At 65.5% G+C, this 13,005-nt stretch carries 16 protein-coding genes; 5 read left to right on the plus strand and 11 right to left on the minus strand.

What is annotated here, in order from left to right; translation table 11 throughout:
- Nucleotide 1: 1 nt before the first annotated feature.
- The 7 genes from AC1DT7_RS15835 to AC1DT7_RS15865 all read right to left on the minus strand — a co-directional run bounded on the left by AC1DT7_RS15835 (nt 2) and on the right by AC1DT7_RS15865 (nt 6,342).
- Nucleotides 2–856 carry a CheR family methyltransferase gene (locus tag AC1DT7_RS15835; protein ID WP_478036995.1) on the minus strand — a complete coding sequence of 285 codons (855 nt, stop codon included), beginning with the start codon at nt 854–856 and terminating at the stop codon, nt 2–4.
- A complete protein-coding gene (locus AC1DT7_RS15840) occupies nt 850–1,920 on the minus strand; it encodes a chemotaxis protein CheB (protein WP_478036996.1) in 1,071 nt (356 codons plus the stop codon). Before AC1DT7_RS15840 ends, AC1DT7_RS15835 begins: the two co-directional genes overlap by 7 nt.
- 8 nt (nt 1,921–1,928) lie before the next feature.
- On the minus strand, nt 1,929–2,294 hold the full coding sequence (locus AC1DT7_RS15845; RefSeq protein WP_478036997.1) for a response regulator: 366 nt from the start codon (nt 2,292–2,294) through the stop codon (nt 1,929–1,931).
- A gap of 74 nt (nt 2,295–2,368) precedes the next feature.
- Nucleotides 2,369–2,800, minus strand: a complete 432-nt coding sequence (locus AC1DT7_RS15850) for a chemotaxis protein CheW (RefSeq protein WP_478036998.1) — start codon at nt 2,798–2,800, stop codon at nt 2,369–2,371.
- Entirely contained in the window at nt 2,800–5,103 is a 2,304-nt protein-coding gene (locus tag AC1DT7_RS15855) for a chemotaxis protein CheA (protein ID WP_478036999.1), read from the minus strand. The genes AC1DT7_RS15850 and AC1DT7_RS15855 overlap by 1 nt, the downstream gene beginning before the upstream one ends.
- 184 nt (nt 5,104–5,287) lie before the next feature.
- Complete coding sequence (locus AC1DT7_RS15860) at nt 5,288–5,932, minus strand: histidine phosphotransferase family protein (RefSeq protein WP_478037000.1); 645 nt, start codon at nt 5,930–5,932, stop codon at nt 5,288–5,290.
- 218 nt (nt 5,933–6,150) lie between these two features.
- Complete coding sequence (locus AC1DT7_RS15865; protein ID WP_478037001.1) at nt 6,151–6,342, minus strand: hypothetical protein; 192 nt, start codon at nt 6,340–6,342, stop codon at nt 6,151–6,153.
- A gap of 235 nt (nt 6,343–6,577) precedes the next feature.
- Between AC1DT7_RS15865 and AC1DT7_RS15870 the strand changes: the two genes are divergently transcribed.
- Nucleotides 6,578–7,045, plus strand: coding sequence for an MEKHLA domain-containing protein (locus AC1DT7_RS15870; RefSeq protein ID WP_478037002.1), 468 nt, complete (start codon nt 6,578–6,580; stop codon nt 7,043–7,045).
- 38 nt (nt 7,046–7,083) lie between these two features.
- On the opposite strand, the gene AC1DT7_RS15875 is transcribed toward AC1DT7_RS15870, so the two are convergent.
- Together AC1DT7_RS15875 and AC1DT7_RS15880 are read right to left on the minus strand one after the other, a co-directional pair.
- Nucleotides 7,084–7,533, minus strand: coding sequence for a hypothetical protein (locus AC1DT7_RS15875; RefSeq protein ID WP_478037003.1), 450 nt, complete (start codon nt 7,531–7,533; stop codon nt 7,084–7,086).
- A gap of 240 nt (nt 7,534–7,773) precedes the next feature.
- Nucleotides 7,774–8,181 (minus strand): M67 family metallopeptidase, encoded by a 408-nt coding sequence (locus tag AC1DT7_RS15880; protein ID WP_478037004.1) that lies wholly within the window; start codon nt 8,179–8,181, stop codon nt 7,774–7,776.
- Between the two features lie 17 nt (nt 8,182–8,198).
- On the opposite strand from AC1DT7_RS15880, the gene AC1DT7_RS15885 reads away from it, so the two are divergent.
- The 4 genes from AC1DT7_RS15885 to mtgA all read left to right on the plus strand — a co-directional run bounded on the left by AC1DT7_RS15885 (nt 8,199) and on the right by mtgA (nt 12,243).
- Nucleotides 8,199–9,149 carry an RluA family pseudouridine synthase gene (locus tag AC1DT7_RS15885; RefSeq protein ID WP_478037005.1) on the plus strand — a complete coding sequence of 317 codons (951 nt, stop codon included), beginning with the start codon at nt 8,199–8,201 and terminating at the stop codon, nt 9,147–9,149.
- A gap of 57 nt (nt 9,150–9,206) precedes the next feature.
- Nucleotides 9,207–10,112, plus strand: coding sequence for an RNA polymerase sigma factor RpoH (gene rpoH, locus AC1DT7_RS15890; protein ID WP_465173562.1), 906 nt, complete (start codon nt 9,207–9,209; stop codon nt 10,110–10,112).
- A gap of 34 nt (nt 10,113–10,146) precedes the next feature.
- Nucleotides 10,147–11,409 (plus strand): flavin monoamine oxidase family protein, encoded by a 1,263-nt coding sequence (locus AC1DT7_RS15895; RefSeq protein ID WP_478037006.1) that lies wholly within the window; start codon nt 10,147–10,149, stop codon nt 11,407–11,409.
- 138 nt (nt 11,410–11,547) lie between these two features.
- Complete coding sequence (mtgA, locus tag AC1DT7_RS15900) at nt 11,548–12,243, plus strand: monofunctional biosynthetic peptidoglycan transglycosylase (RefSeq protein WP_478037009.1); 696 nt, start codon at nt 11,548–11,550, stop codon at nt 12,241–12,243.
- 34 nt (nt 12,244–12,277) lie between these two features.
- On the opposite strand, the gene AC1DT7_RS15905 is transcribed toward mtgA, so the two are convergent.
- Both AC1DT7_RS15905 and AC1DT7_RS15910 read right to left on the minus strand, forming a co-directional pair.
- Nucleotides 12,278–12,517, minus strand: a complete 240-nt coding sequence (locus AC1DT7_RS15905) for a hypothetical protein (RefSeq protein WP_478037007.1) — start codon at nt 12,515–12,517, stop codon at nt 12,278–12,280.
- A gap of 70 nt (nt 12,518–12,587) precedes the next feature.
- The coding region (locus AC1DT7_RS15910; RefSeq protein WP_478037008.1) for an IS630 family transposase at nt 12,588–13,005 on the minus strand (418 nt) is incomplete at its 5' end.

Raw genomic sequence — 13,005 nt, forward strand, 5'->3', positions numbered from 1 at the left:
ATCAGCCTGTCGCGGCCCGCTCGCACGGAACGGCGCCGGTCGCCTCGTACAGGCCGCGATACCGCGCGCTCGGGCGGAACGAGTCGGTCTGGCCGATCACCGTCTCGCCCGCGCCAAGCACCAGCAACGCCCCCGGTCGCGCCACTTCCGCCAGCCGGTCGAACACCCGCGTGCGGAGCGACGCCGACAGATAGAGCAGCACGTTGCGGCACAGGATCACGTCGAACCGCCCGATCGGCAGCGGATCGGCGACCAGGTTGAGCTTGCGGAATGAAATGCGCCGGACCAACTCGGGCTTGGCGACCCAGTCGCCGCCCGCCGTATCGAACCATTGCATCATCCGACGGATCGGCAGGCCGCGCTGGATCTCGAACTGAGAATAGCGGCCGGCCCGCGCCCGGGTGAGCGCGGATTCCGAAACATCTGTGGCGACGATCTCGGGCGACAATGCCCCTGAAGCATCGTCGCGCTCGGAGAACAGCATCGCCAGCGACAGCGGCTCCTGGCCAAGCGAGCAGCCGGCGGACCAGATTCGTACGCGGCGGGTCAGACCCTCCGCCCGCATCGCGTCGACCGCGTCGGCGACCATGTCGAGCACCGCCGCGTCACGAAAGAAGGAGCTTTCCTGGTTGAGCAGCGCATCGACCACCAGGTCGCCAACGCCGGGCGAGCCCAGCACTTCACCGACAAGCTGGTCGAGCGTGTCATGTCCGCGCTCGCGCATCAGCGGCTTGAGCGCGGTTTCGATCCGCCATTCGCGATTGGCCGCGATCTGCTGGCCGGTGCGCGATTCGAGCAGCGCGGCAAGTACGTTTAGCGCACCCGCCGGGCGAGTACGAGGTGCAGGGGTCAACATCCGGGCCTCCGGCGAGACGCCACCATTTTACCAATTTCCGTGGGCGACATGGTCGCACAGTCGGTGCCGTTCGCCGCCACCGCGCCAGGCATGCCCCATACGACCGAGCTATCCTGATCCTGGACGACGATGCTGCCACCGCGATCGACGATGCGCTGCGCCCCGTCGGCGCCATCGCGGCCCATGCCGCTGAGCACGATTCCGAGCGCGCGCGCGCCGAACACCTCGGCCAGGCTGTCGAACATGGGATCGACCGACGGCGTGCAACCGCTCTTCGACGGCTCGCCGGAAAGCCGGATCGCGGCACCGTCGCCGGTCCCCACGCAGCGGATATGCGCGGTCCCCGGGGCGATGATCACGCGGCCGGGGCGGATCCGCATATGGTCCCACGCAACATCGCAGGGGCGACGCGCCAGCACCGCCACCTGTGCGGCGAAATAGGGCATGAAGCTGTCGGGCAGGTGCTGGGTGATGAGGATCGGCAACTGGAAGCTCGGCGGAATCTCGCGCAACAACAGGCTCAGCGCGTGGATGCCGCCGGTCGAGGCACCGATCGCCACGATGTCGAACCCGCCGCCGGCTCGTTCCGTCGCCAGCGGCATGTCACGGGCGAGCACCGGTGTCGTCTCGAACAGGCGCGAGAGCTTCTCGTCGAGCACCGCGGAGAAACGGCCGGCGAAATCGCCGATATCGGGTTTCACCAGCGTGTCGACCGCCCCCAGCGACAGCGCCTCGATCGTCGCCGCAGCGCCCTCGCCGCAGGAAGAGGATACGACCAGCACCTTGGCGCCCGCGCTCGCGGCAATCAGTTCGGGCAATGCGGCCAGGCCGCTCATGCCCGGCATCTCGATATCGAGCAGGATGCCGTCGACCCGCTGCCCGTGGAGGAAGGCCAGCGCCGCCTTGGCGTGCGGCACCGCGCCGGCCACGGTGAACTTGCCGTTGATGTCGATCGCGCGCGCGATCACTGCCCGCGCCACCACCGAATCGTCGACGATCAGGATGCGCGGCCGGCCTTCGCTCTCGGCGAGCCGACCGGTTGTCAGGGTTGATCCCAGGGCCACCACGGCTTTCAGGCCATGCCGACGATCTGAAGCTTGCTCTCCAGCGTCTCCCGATCGAACGGCTTCATCACATATTCGTCAGCGCCCGCCTCGATGGCGGCGCGGATATGCGCCATGCCGTTCTCGGTCGTGCAGAACACCACCTTCGGGCGATGGGACAGCGTGCTCTCCCGCAGCGCGCGCAGGAAATCCATGCCGCTCATCACAGGCATGTTCCAGTCGAGCAGGACGACATCGGGCGTCGAGGCAAGGCAGCTGTCGAGCGCTTCGCGTCCGTCGCCCGCTTCGGAAACCTGAAAATTCAGCGTCTCCAGGATATGGCGAGCCACTTTCCGGATCACCTTCGAATCGTCCACCACGAGACACGTCTTCATCGATTCACACCCCGTTGCCGCCCCTTTGAACGGCCTGTTTGCCGGAAACACATGAGTTTCGGGTTAACTGATTGTCATGCGGCGATCGCAGTGAGACCCGGCACCAGCGCGCGCAGGTCGATCGCCAGGATTGGCTCTCCCGCCCGTTCGACGATGCCGCACCCGGTGGCGCGCCAGCCCCGATCTAGCACGATGCCCGGCGAGAGCGGCGCCAGATCGAACGGCGCGACATCCTCGAGCGAGTCGACGAGGATCGCATAATGATGGCCCTCGACATGCGTGATCACCGCACGCGTCGCCTCGATTTCCGCTGCGGGCAGGCCGAGCACCGCATGGGTATCGATTACCGTCACCACCCGGCTGCGCAGTGCGGCCAGGCCCCTCACCTGCCGGTCGGTGCCCGGGACCGGCACGATCGCCCCGATATCCACCACCGATTCGACCTGGCGGGATTCGATCGCGACGGCCCGCCCGGCGATATGGGCGATCAGGAACAGCTCGGACATCAGCGGCCTCCCGCCGACTGGGCCAGGGCAGCGAGCAGGCCGTCCCGGTCGTAGCGATAGATGCTGGTATCGGCCGCATCACCGCCGGTGCGGTCGCGGCGCAGGCGGACGACGGGCACATTGCCCTGCACCGCGGGCGACGAAGCGCCCATGGTCAGCACCACGGCGGCGCTCTCCCCTGCCTTCAGCTTCGTCGCGACACGGTATCCCGCGCCTTCGAGCACCGGCTTCAGGAAGGTCTGCATCCAGTCGGATTCGGCGCCGTCGATCAGGCACACCGGCGGCACGGCGTTGCCGAGCTCGGCGCCATGGGTCGAGAACAGCCAGTAGAGATCGAGCAGCTCGATCTGCTCCCCGTCGATCGAAACGACGCCGGCAACCGGCCCGGGCTCCTTCGCCGGCACCACCACCTCGGGCAAGGTGACGATGTCGAGTGCCTCTGCAATGGCATAGCCGATCTCGGCATCGCCATCGCGCAGGCGCAACACCGAGACGGTCGGGCGCATGTCCCATTCGCCCTGCACCGCGAGCGGAATGATCCGGCCGTCGACCGACAGCCGCAGCCGCCCGCCGGAGAACCGGATCGAGTCGATCGGGACCGGTTCGATCCGGTCGATGATGGTCAGCGGCACCAGGCGGCGTACGCCATCGAGATCGTCGAACAGCAACGCCGAGACGCTCGGCGCCTGGGCTTCCTCGGCAATGTCCTCTACCGCGGCCTCGCGCCCGAACTGAAGCCCGGCGATGGTCGCGATGCCGGCGCAATCGAGCAGCAGCATCGGCAAGCCGCTGTCCGGCAGGGTCTGTCCGGCATAGACGCCGGTCGCCATCACTGCCGGGGCGGACGGCTTGATCACCAGCTCCTCATGGTCGAGCACTGAATCGACGGCGAGTGCGTAGCTGCCGCCAGGTACCCCGACGATCACCAGCATCGCCGAAGCGGTTCCGTCCGAAAGATTCAGCAGCCCGCCCAGATCGACCAGCGGCATGCGCCGGTCGCGCACGGTCGCGGCAGGCGTGCCGCCCAGCATGTCGATCCGGATCGTATCGCCGCCGACGCGGACGATCTCTTCGATCGCCTGGCGCGAGATCGCGAAACGCTGCCCGCCGACGCCGACGCCAATCGTGGCGATGATCGATAGGGTCAGTGGCACATGAATGGCGAGGCGCAGGCCCTTGCCCGGCGCGTTGGACAGTTCGATGCGGCCGCCGATCTGCTCGACATTGGCGCGGACCACATCCATGCCGACGCCGCGCCCGGAAATGGCGGTGACGGCATCCTTGGTCGAAACGCCGGGCTCGAAGACGAGCGCGAGCTTCGCTTTCTCGCTCAGTGCATCCAGTTCCTTGGCGCTGCGGCCGCCACTGCCGGCGATCTTCGCGATCAACCGGTCGGTGTCGATGCCGCGCCCGTCGTCTCCGATCTCGATGATGATCTGGTTGCCCGATTGTCGCGCGGAAACGGTCAGCCGGCCATTCTCGCGTTTGCCCAGCGCGCGTCGTTCGGCTGGCGCCTCGAGCCCATGGTCGATCGCGTTGCGCACGATGTGGACGAGCGGGTCGCGCATCATCTCGATCATCTCGCGATCGAGCTCCACGTCGCTGCCCTCGATCTGCAGCATCACCGACTTGCCGAGTTCTGCCGCCGTGTCGCGCACCATGCGCGGCAGGGCGGAGAACAGCGCGTCGATCTTCTGCATGCGTGTACGCGTCACGGTGTCGCGCATTTCGGCCACGGTCAGCGACAGCCGCTCGAGCGCCGCCTCGACCGTCGGGTCGGCCCCATCGTCACGCAGCCGCCGCGCAAGCTCGTTGCGCGCAAGCACCATCTCGGACATGCCGCTCATCATCCGGTCGAGCAGGTCGACGTTCAGGCGCACGCTTCGGGTGGGATTGCGCGCTGCCACGGCAGCCGGCGCGTGGGTCGGCACCGAGGATCCTTCCTCCAGCGCCGATACGAGCATGTCCTCGCCGCTGTCGTCGAGCGCTATGCCGGCATCGATCGCCTCGACGATCTCGCCGATCCGGTCGACAATGGCGAGCACGGCGTTGACCAGCCGCGTATCGGGCACGCGCTCGCCCGAGCGGACGGCGGCCAGCACGTCTTCTGCGGCATGGCTCAGCCGGGCAAGCCGCGGCAGGTCGAGAAAACCACAGCTTCCCTTGACCGTATGCACGAAGCGGAAGATCGCATCGAGCCGGTCGCGATCATCCGGCGACGCCTCCCAGGCGACGATCTCGCCCGAGAGCGCCTCCAGCGTCTCGCGCGTCTCGGCGATGAATTCCTGAAGAAGATCGTCCATGGGCCCCCGGGGATGCGGCACGACCATGGATGCGGAGTGGTTAAAGGGGCGTTTAATCGGGAGCGGAATTAGGTCATCGCCGAACCGAAAATCCTTCTCCCCCTGTGGGAGAAGGAGGGAGGAGCGAAGCGACGGAAGGATGAGGGGGAGTGAGGTTCTGGACCCTCTTTAACGAGGGTCCCCCTCACCCCTTGAACGCGGCCCCGAACAGCAGCACCGCCTCATCCGGCGCGGAAACCTGCACGGTGCCGCCGCCTTCGGCCACCAGCGAATGCACCAGATAGGCCGCCGCGGCACGCGGCGTGATGATCGTGTCGCCCTGCTGACCGCTCTGCAACGTGGTCCGCAACTCATTGTCGAGCACGATGCGCGGCCCATCGGCCCGCACGACGATCTCGACATTGCCGTCCACCGCCTCGGCTCCGACATCGAGTTGCCCGCCGCGGATCAGCGCATCGCCACCGATCAGTGCAAGGTTGAGCAGCACCTTGATCGCCGATTTGGGCAGGGTCGCATCCTCGACCAGCCAGCCGAGATTGACCCGGTGATTGTCCCCGAACAGCCCCTCGATCGCGGCACGCGCCTCGCGTGCGTCCACCGTCTCGCCGAAACCGCCCGCCGCACCGAAAGCCAGGCGGAAGAATTTAAGCTTGTTGGCGGAAGCCTTGGCGCTCTCGGCGAGAAGCTCCAGGCAGCGCTGCCGCATCTCCGGATCATGCTCGTCGGCAAGCAGTTCGAGCCCGTTGTTGAGTGCCCCTACCGGGCTCAGCAGGTCGTGGCACAGGCGCGAGCATAGCAGGCTGGCGAAATCGACCGGGCTCATGGTCATGGAAAGGGTACGCTCCAAAATAACTGTCGCTTCTTCTGGCGCTGCTGGCGCAAGTGCGCAAGTCGCGCGGATCGAACTGATAACGCCCGTTCGTTGCAGCTTCGACTGTGGTTGAATTGTCCTGCGCTCGTTCCCGATTCCGTCCGGCGCAGTATTTAACCGCTTAACCTTGTTCTCTGGAACGGCTGTTCGGTACCGACGGGCGATCGCCGGGCCGGTCAGGCCGCCCGCGTCCTCACCCTGGCGCTGGTGGCCACCGCACCTAGCGGGATCCGCGAAACCCGGTCGATCGAATAGGGCTTGTGGATCAACTCGAAGCCATCCGTGCTGTCGGCCGCGAGCACATGGCTATGGCCGCTTGCCACGACCGTACTGGCGGCAACTGCGCCAGCATCCTCCACCACAAGCACGCACTGCGTCGCGGTCAGCGCACCTCGTCCTCGGACGGAGGCGCTCGGCGATCCACGCCTGGGCAGCGACCTGAAAGTCCACCGGAAAATCGGGCAAATGATGTCGAATGGCTGCGCTATTCCTCGAAAACAACCTACCGACAGCGACCAAGGCGAAGGAAATGAATCGCGACGGATACCGACCCACTGCTATGGGCGATCACCAACTCCGATCCGCAGGAGCAGGAGACGATAGATGGACATCAGCGCCCCGTCTTCTCGCGACGTCTCCGTCGACCCGGCCTTTTTCGACCTGCTCGCCGGCAGCTATGCTCGCCTGACCGGTTCGCCGCTGGTTGCGTCGGGTGACGGCGCCGACTGGCTCTACCATGAGGCACCGTTCGCCGTGCTGGCTCATGATGGCGAGGCGGATCCCCGTTTCGTCTATGCCAATCGCACCGCACAGGCCTGCTTCGAATATCCTTGGGACGAGTTCGTCACCTTGCCCTCGCGCCTGTCGGCGGAAGCACCTGATCGCGCCGAGCGCCAACGCCTGCTCGACGACGTGACACGCAGCGGGTTCGTCTCGAATTATTCCGGGATACGCGTCGCGAAGTCGGGCCGCCGCTTCCGCATCGCAGAGGGCGTGGTCTGGCAACTGATCGACACGGACGGCACCCTGCACGGCCAGGCAGCGACTTTCTCTTCATGGTGGAACGTCTAGGCTAACACCCGATATGCATCATGGTCGGAGAGATCGATTCAACGCTTCACCCGGCCCGTCCATCCTGCCTCATGGCCCGACCGACACGCTATCAGCCCGCTTTCATCCACCGCGTGCGTTGCGCAGCACGCCTCGGCATGGACAATGGGGATCTCGCCGACATCTTCTCTGTCAGTCTCGCGACCCTGTATCGCTGGCTGAACCGCTATCCGGACTTCGCCGCCGCCATGGCAGCCGGCAGGGCCGAGGCCGCCAACCCGGCCGTGCCGTCGCGCTACCAGCGTGCGGTCGGTTATGAGCGAACCGTCGAGCGTGTCTTCACGCCGCGCGGCGCAGGCCAGCCCGTCACCATTCGCTACAAGCGGCGCATCCTCGCCGACACCGGGGTGGCGCTGCGCTGGCTGCGCAACCGCCGGCCAGAGAGTTGGACCCTCGACGCCCGCGCGTCTGACGCCGCGGCGCGGGCCGTCAAACACCGCCTGGATCACGCCAGACGATCCAAGGTCTCAAGAACCGATTCTCATAACCCGTCGACTATTGTAGATTTACTCGCACTCACAATGCTTGCGCTACTTCTTTCCGATCGGACATCTCGATCCAGCGGCGTCTGTTACGGCATACGCCGCTTCTTGCTTCAGCCAGACGACACGAAAAATGCAGCAGCCGACGTGTCCTCGCAAAATACCCGTTCTACTGGGAGCGACATTGCCCAGGGTCATGGCTCTACTTCAATTGACCTGACCGCCCTCGACGTCGAGCCCGACCCGCTCGAACGCACCGGGCCTCACCGACCGCCACAGCCGCGCTTCATGCGCCGTCAGGATCAGCCACAGCGCGCCGTCGCCCATCGCCTGGGCCGCGTCCCGCGCGGAGGGCAACGCCTCGCCGCTGGGATGCGAGTGATAATGCCCGATCACCTGCGGCCCGCCGTTCCGCGCGCGCCGGTGCGCCGCGAACAATGCCGCCGGGTCGATCTCGAAAGTCCGCGCCGGGTCCGCCGCCACATTGGCGCACGCTTCAGCGGCCTCGATCCGCCCTTCCGTGCCGAACAGCAGCCCGCAAACCTCCGAATCCGAGGAATTTTCTGCGTCGGTTAGCAGTCTGCCAAGGAGAGTGCTTGAAATTCCATACCCCATTCCCACATCGCTAAGGCATGGACCGGGGGGTTACAAATATCGAAGCACGCATCTCGGACGAGGCCGATGGCTGGCGTCTGGATCGCGCTTTGGCGGAGGCAGTGCCGACCATGTCGCGCGAGCGGCTAAAGGCCCTCATCTCCTCGGGGGCGGTGATGGACGAAGGCGGCGCGCTCGCCCGCGATCCTTCCCGCAAGGCAGTCGCCGGCAGTGTCTTCACCGTCGCGGTTCCGCTGCCAACCCCTGCGCACAATGAAGCGCAGGACATCGCGCTGAACGTCGTGTTCGAGGACGATCACCTGATCGTGATCGACAAGCAGGCCGGACTCGTCGTCCACCCTGCCGCCGGCAATTTCGACGGTACCCTGGTCAACGCCCTGCTCCATCACTGCGCCGGGCGCCTGTCCGGCATCGGCGGGGTGGCGCGGCCGGGCATCGTGCACCGTATCGACAAGGACACGTCGGGGCTGATGGTCGCGGCCAAGACCGACCGGGCGCATGAAGGCCTGGCGAAGCAGTTCCACGACCATAGCATCGATCGCCGCTACAAGGCGATCGTGACCGGCCGGCCCCTTCCCTCGGAAGGGATGGTGGACGCGCCGCTCGCCCGCTCGCCCGCGAACCGCAAGAAGATCGCAATCGTGGCGAACGGCAAGCGGGCGGTGACTCACTACAGGACGCTCGAAAGACTCAAGGAAGCCGCCCTCGTCGAATGCCGGCTGGAGACCGGCCGCACGCACCAGGTGCGTGTTCACATGGCCTCGATCGGAAACCCCTTGCTTGGGGACCCAGTTTATGGTAGAACAAAACCAGTCCACCGGTCCATTTTGGAAACCCTGGATTTCCATCGACAGGCATTGCACGCGGCCCGGCTCGGGTTCATTCACCCTGTCGAAAGCATCGCTTTGTCATTCGATAGCGAAATGCCTGCCGACATGCAGGAACTGTTCGATAGACTCTACGTATAGGTTCAAGCGCGCGTCGCCTCTTGGTAGGGATGCCGCATCAGTAAGGGAGATTTGATCATGGCAAGCGGCAGCAACGTCCCGGCGACGATCCCCGCACTTGGCGGAGAGGCAAGCCTCAACCGCTACCTGTCCGAGATCAAGAAGTTTCCGATCCTCGCGCCCGAGCAGGAATATATGCTCGCCAAGCGCTTCGAGGAGCATGGCGACACCGACGCGGCGGCGCAGCTCGTCACGTCCCACCTCCGCCTCGTCGCGAAGATCGCGATGGGCTATCGCGGCTATGGCCTGCCCGTGTCCGAGCTCATCTCGGAGGGCAATATCGGCCTGATGCAGGGCGTGAAGAAGTTCGAGGCCGATCGCGGCTTCCGTCTCGCTACCTATGCGATGTGGTGGATCCGCGCCTCGATCCAGGAATTCATCCTGCGCTCGTGGAGCCTGGTGAAAATGGGCACCACTGCTGCGCAGAAGAAGCTGTTCTTCAACCTGCGCCGCATGAAGTCGAAGCTCGACGCGTTCGAGGATGGCGATCTCAGCCCTGAGCATCTCGCCAAGATCGCCAAGGACCTGGGCGTGACCGAGGAAGAGGTCACGTCGATGAACCGTCGCATGTCGATGGGCGGCGATACGTCGCTGAACGTGCCGATGCGTGAGGACGGCGAGGGCCAGTGGCAGGATTGGCTGCAGGATGACGCCCCGCTGCAGGACAGCGTCGTCGCCGATGCGCAGGAAGCGGACGTTCGCCACGACATGCTCGTCTCGGCGATGGACGACCTCAACGAGCGCGAGAAGCATATCCTGACCGAGCGTCGTCTGACCGACGATCCCAAGACCCTCGAGGAACTGAGCCAGGTCTATGGCGTCAGTCGCGAGCGTGTCCGCCAGATCGAGGTGCGCGCCTTCGAAAAGCTGCAAAAGGCGATGATGCGCCTCGCCGGCGACAAGCGGATGCTCGTCGCGGCCTGATCCGCGATGCGGGGGGCGATCACGGGGACATTCCATGCCCGGCGCTGACGCGATCGTCGTCGGCGCCGGTGCTGCCGGCATAGCCGCCGCACGATTACTCCACCATGCCGGGCTCGATGTCCTGCTGGTCGAGGCTGGCAAGCGCCTCGGCGGCCGAGCCCACAGCGTGCGTATCGACGATATGACGGTGGACCTCGGCTGTGCGTGGCTTCATTCCGCCAAACGCAATCCCTGGACTGAGCTGGCGGAAAGCTACGGCTTCACCGTCGATCATTCGCCCGCCAACTGGCATGGGCAATGGCGCGATCTCGGTTTCTCCCGCGGCGAGCGCCAGGCCTATCGCAACGCTTGGATGCGCTGGCAGGAGGCCGCCCATGCCGCCCTGTCCGGCCCCGACCAGCCCCTTTCAGCCTTCATCGCGCCCGACGATCCCTGGCGCCCTCTGATCAACGCGGTCTCGGGCTACGCCAATGGTGCGCCCCTTGATCAGGTCTCGCTGCACGACTGGGCTGCCTATGAGGATTCGGCGACCGACGACAATTGGGCGGTGGGCGAAGGCTATGGCACCCTGGTCCTGCGCCACGCCCAGGGATTGCCGGTCCAGCTCGATACGGTCGTCAGCCATATCGATCACCGCGGCACCACGCTGCGCATCGAAACCAGCCGTGGTATTCTCGAGACCCGTACCGCGATCGTCTGCGTGCCGACGACGGCAATGGCCGAGGAAAGGATCCGGTTCGATCCCCCGCTTCCCGAAAAGCACGAAGCGGCGACCGCGCTTCCGCTCGGCCTGGCCGACAAGGTCTATCTGCGCGTCGACGGCGCGGAGCTTCCCAATAACGGCCACCTCATCGGCAATCCGCACAGCAGCTGCACGGCGAGCTACCGACTCGGCCCGCTCGGCCTTCCGCTGATCGAGTGCTTCTTCGGCGGGGAATGCGCCGAGGCGCTTGAAACCGAAGGGGACGGCGGCGCCGCCGATTTCGCCATCCGCGAGCTGGTTGCCTTGCTCGGCAGCGACTGGCGCGATCGGATGCGGCCGATCGCCACAACCCGCTGGCGCGCCGAGCCCTTCATCCACGGCTCCTATTCGCACGCCCGTGTCGGCGGCGCCCCGCAACGCGCTGTGCTGGCCGCGCCGGTTGACGACCGCCTGTTCTTCGCGGGAGAGGCCTGCTCCCCCACCGACTTCTCGACCGCGCATGGCGCCTATGTGACCGGGGTGGCAGCTGCCCGGGCGCTGATCGCCGCCTTGCCCGGCGCAAGCCGGTTTACCGCGCCCGCCTCCCTCGCCTAGAAGCGGAGCATGAGCGACGAGCGGGGGCCGCCATCGGACTTAGGGATCAGCCCGGCAACGCCGTTTCCCGGCGCCCGTCCGATCGCATCCCATGCCCGTTCGATTCAACCAGCCAAAGATCCGGACCAGAACACCGACATGCCGCGCCGCCGCTCCCTGTTTCGCCGTCTGATCGGCTGGTTCTTCAAGGCGATCGGCGCCTTCATAATATTGTCGGTGCTGATGGTCGTGCTCTACCGGTTCGTACCGCCGCCGATCACGCTCACCATGCTCGGCGACGCGGTCAGCGGTCACGGCATCACCAAGTCCTGGATGCCCCTGTCGCGCATGGACCCGAACATGGCCCGCGCGGCGATCGCCGGCGAGGACGGGCATTTCTGCACCCATCACGGCTTCGATTTCACGGCCATCGCCAAGGCCTATGCCCGCAACGCGCGCGACGGCCGAATCCGCGGCGGATCCACGATCAGCCAGCAGACCGCAAAGAACGTCTTCCTATTCCAGGGTGGCGGTTATGCCCGCAAGGCGGCTGAGGCCTATTTCACCGTCCTTATCGAGACGATCTGGGGCAAGCGCCGGATAATGGAGGTCTATCTCAACGTAGCCGAGACGGGAATCGGCACCTATGGCGCCAATGCCGGGTCGATACGCTATTTCGGCCATGACGCATCGCATATGACGCCCGCCGAAGCGGGACGGATCGCCGCCGTCCTGCCATTGCCCAAGAAGCGCGCAGCAATCGCCCCGCGCGGCTTCACCCGCCGACACGGCAATGTCATCACCCGTACCGTCGGCGTCGTCCGCAACGACGGCCTGGATGCCTGCCTGCGCTAGGGAATCCCTCTCCCACCGGAAGAGGGAGAGAGGGTTATTCCGCGACCTTCTCCGCCGTATCCCCGACCTTCTTGGCGCTGTCGCCGACATCCTTGGCCGCGCCGGCAATGGCGTCGGTCTTGATGTTCTCGTTTCTGCTCTGGTTCATCAGGTAGAAACCACCGATCACCACGGCGATCAGCAGGATTATCCCGATGAATATCCCGGCACCGCCACCACCGCTCTTCTCGATCACGGTGGTATGCGGGGTCTCGGTTACACGATCGTCAGCCATGGCATCCTCCTGTTTTACTGGGCGCGTAACGGGGAGGTGCGACGAATTGTTCCTTTAGAGTCGGATGACATTAGCTTGATCCGTATCCGGAGTTGAGCAAGTAATTGCGGCATTCATCTGGGCTGAAGGTGTCTAGTATGGAGCCGATGCGTCGCCAGGTTGCGTCGTGGGTACGCTCTGCGGCCTTGCGCATCAGGTGCTTGAGCTTGGCGAAGACCTGCTCGATCGGATTGAGATCSGGGCTGTACGGCGGCAGGAACAGGAGCTTGGCGCCCGCGCTACGGATTGCCTCGCGGATGGCAGGCCGTTTGTGACTGCTCAGATTGTCCATGACGACGATGTCGCCAGGCGAGAGCGTGGGCACGAGGAACTGCTCAACATAGTCTTTGAAGCTCTGGCCGTTGACCGGCTGGTCGAGCACGCACGGAGCGTCGATCCGGTCGCAGCGAAGCGCTGCGAGGAAGGTCATCGTGCGCCAATGGCCATAG

This window comes from Sphingomonas sp. P3_C6 (assembly GCF_056402595.1).

Excerpts from the sequence above, each read along its gene's own strand:
- AC1DT7_RS15835 (WP_478036995.1), bottom strand. The coding sequence starts at position 856 with ATGTTGACCCCTGCACCTCGTACTCGCCCGGCGGGTGCGCTAAACGTA.
- AC1DT7_RS15845 (WP_478036997.1), bottom strand. The coding sequence starts at position 2,294 with ATGAAGACGTGTCTCGTGGTGGACGATTCGAAGGTGATCCGGAAAGTG.
- AC1DT7_RS15850 (WP_478036998.1), bottom strand. The coding sequence starts at position 2,800 with ATGTCCGAGCTGTTCCTGATCGCCCATATCGCCGGGCGGGCCGTCGCG.
- AC1DT7_RS15855 (WP_478036999.1), bottom strand. The coding sequence starts at position 5,103 with ATGGACGATCTTCTTCAGGAATTCATCGCCGAGACGCGCGAGACGCTG.
- AC1DT7_RS15860 (WP_478037000.1), bottom strand. The coding sequence starts at position 5,932 with ATGACCATGAGCCCGGTCGATTTCGCCAGCCTGCTATGCTCGCGCCTG.
- AC1DT7_RS15870 (WP_478037002.1), top strand. The coding sequence starts at position 6,578 with ATGGACATCAGCGCCCCGTCTTCTCGCGACGTCTCCGTCGACCCGGCC.
- AC1DT7_RS15880 (WP_478037004.1), bottom strand. The coding sequence starts at position 8,181 with ATGGGGTATGGAATTTCAAGCACTCTCCTTGGCAGACTGCTAACCGAC.
- AC1DT7_RS15885 (WP_478037005.1), top strand. The coding sequence starts at position 8,199 with ATGGACCGGGGGGTTACAAATATCGAAGCACGCATCTCGGACGAGGCC.
- rpoH (WP_465173562.1), top strand. The coding sequence starts at position 9,207 with ATGGCAAGCGGCAGCAACGTCCCGGCGACGATCCCCGCACTTGGCGGA.
- AC1DT7_RS15895 (WP_478037006.1), top strand. The coding sequence starts at position 10,147 with ATGCCCGGCGCTGACGCGATCGTCGTCGGCGCCGGTGCTGCCGGCATA.
- mtgA (WP_478037009.1), top strand. The coding sequence starts at position 11,548 with ATGCCGCGCCGCCGCTCCCTGTTTCGCCGTCTGATCGGCTGGTTCTTC.
- AC1DT7_RS15905 (WP_478037007.1), bottom strand. The coding sequence starts at position 12,517 with ATGGCTGACGATCGTGTAACCGAGACCCCGCATACCACCGTGATCGAG.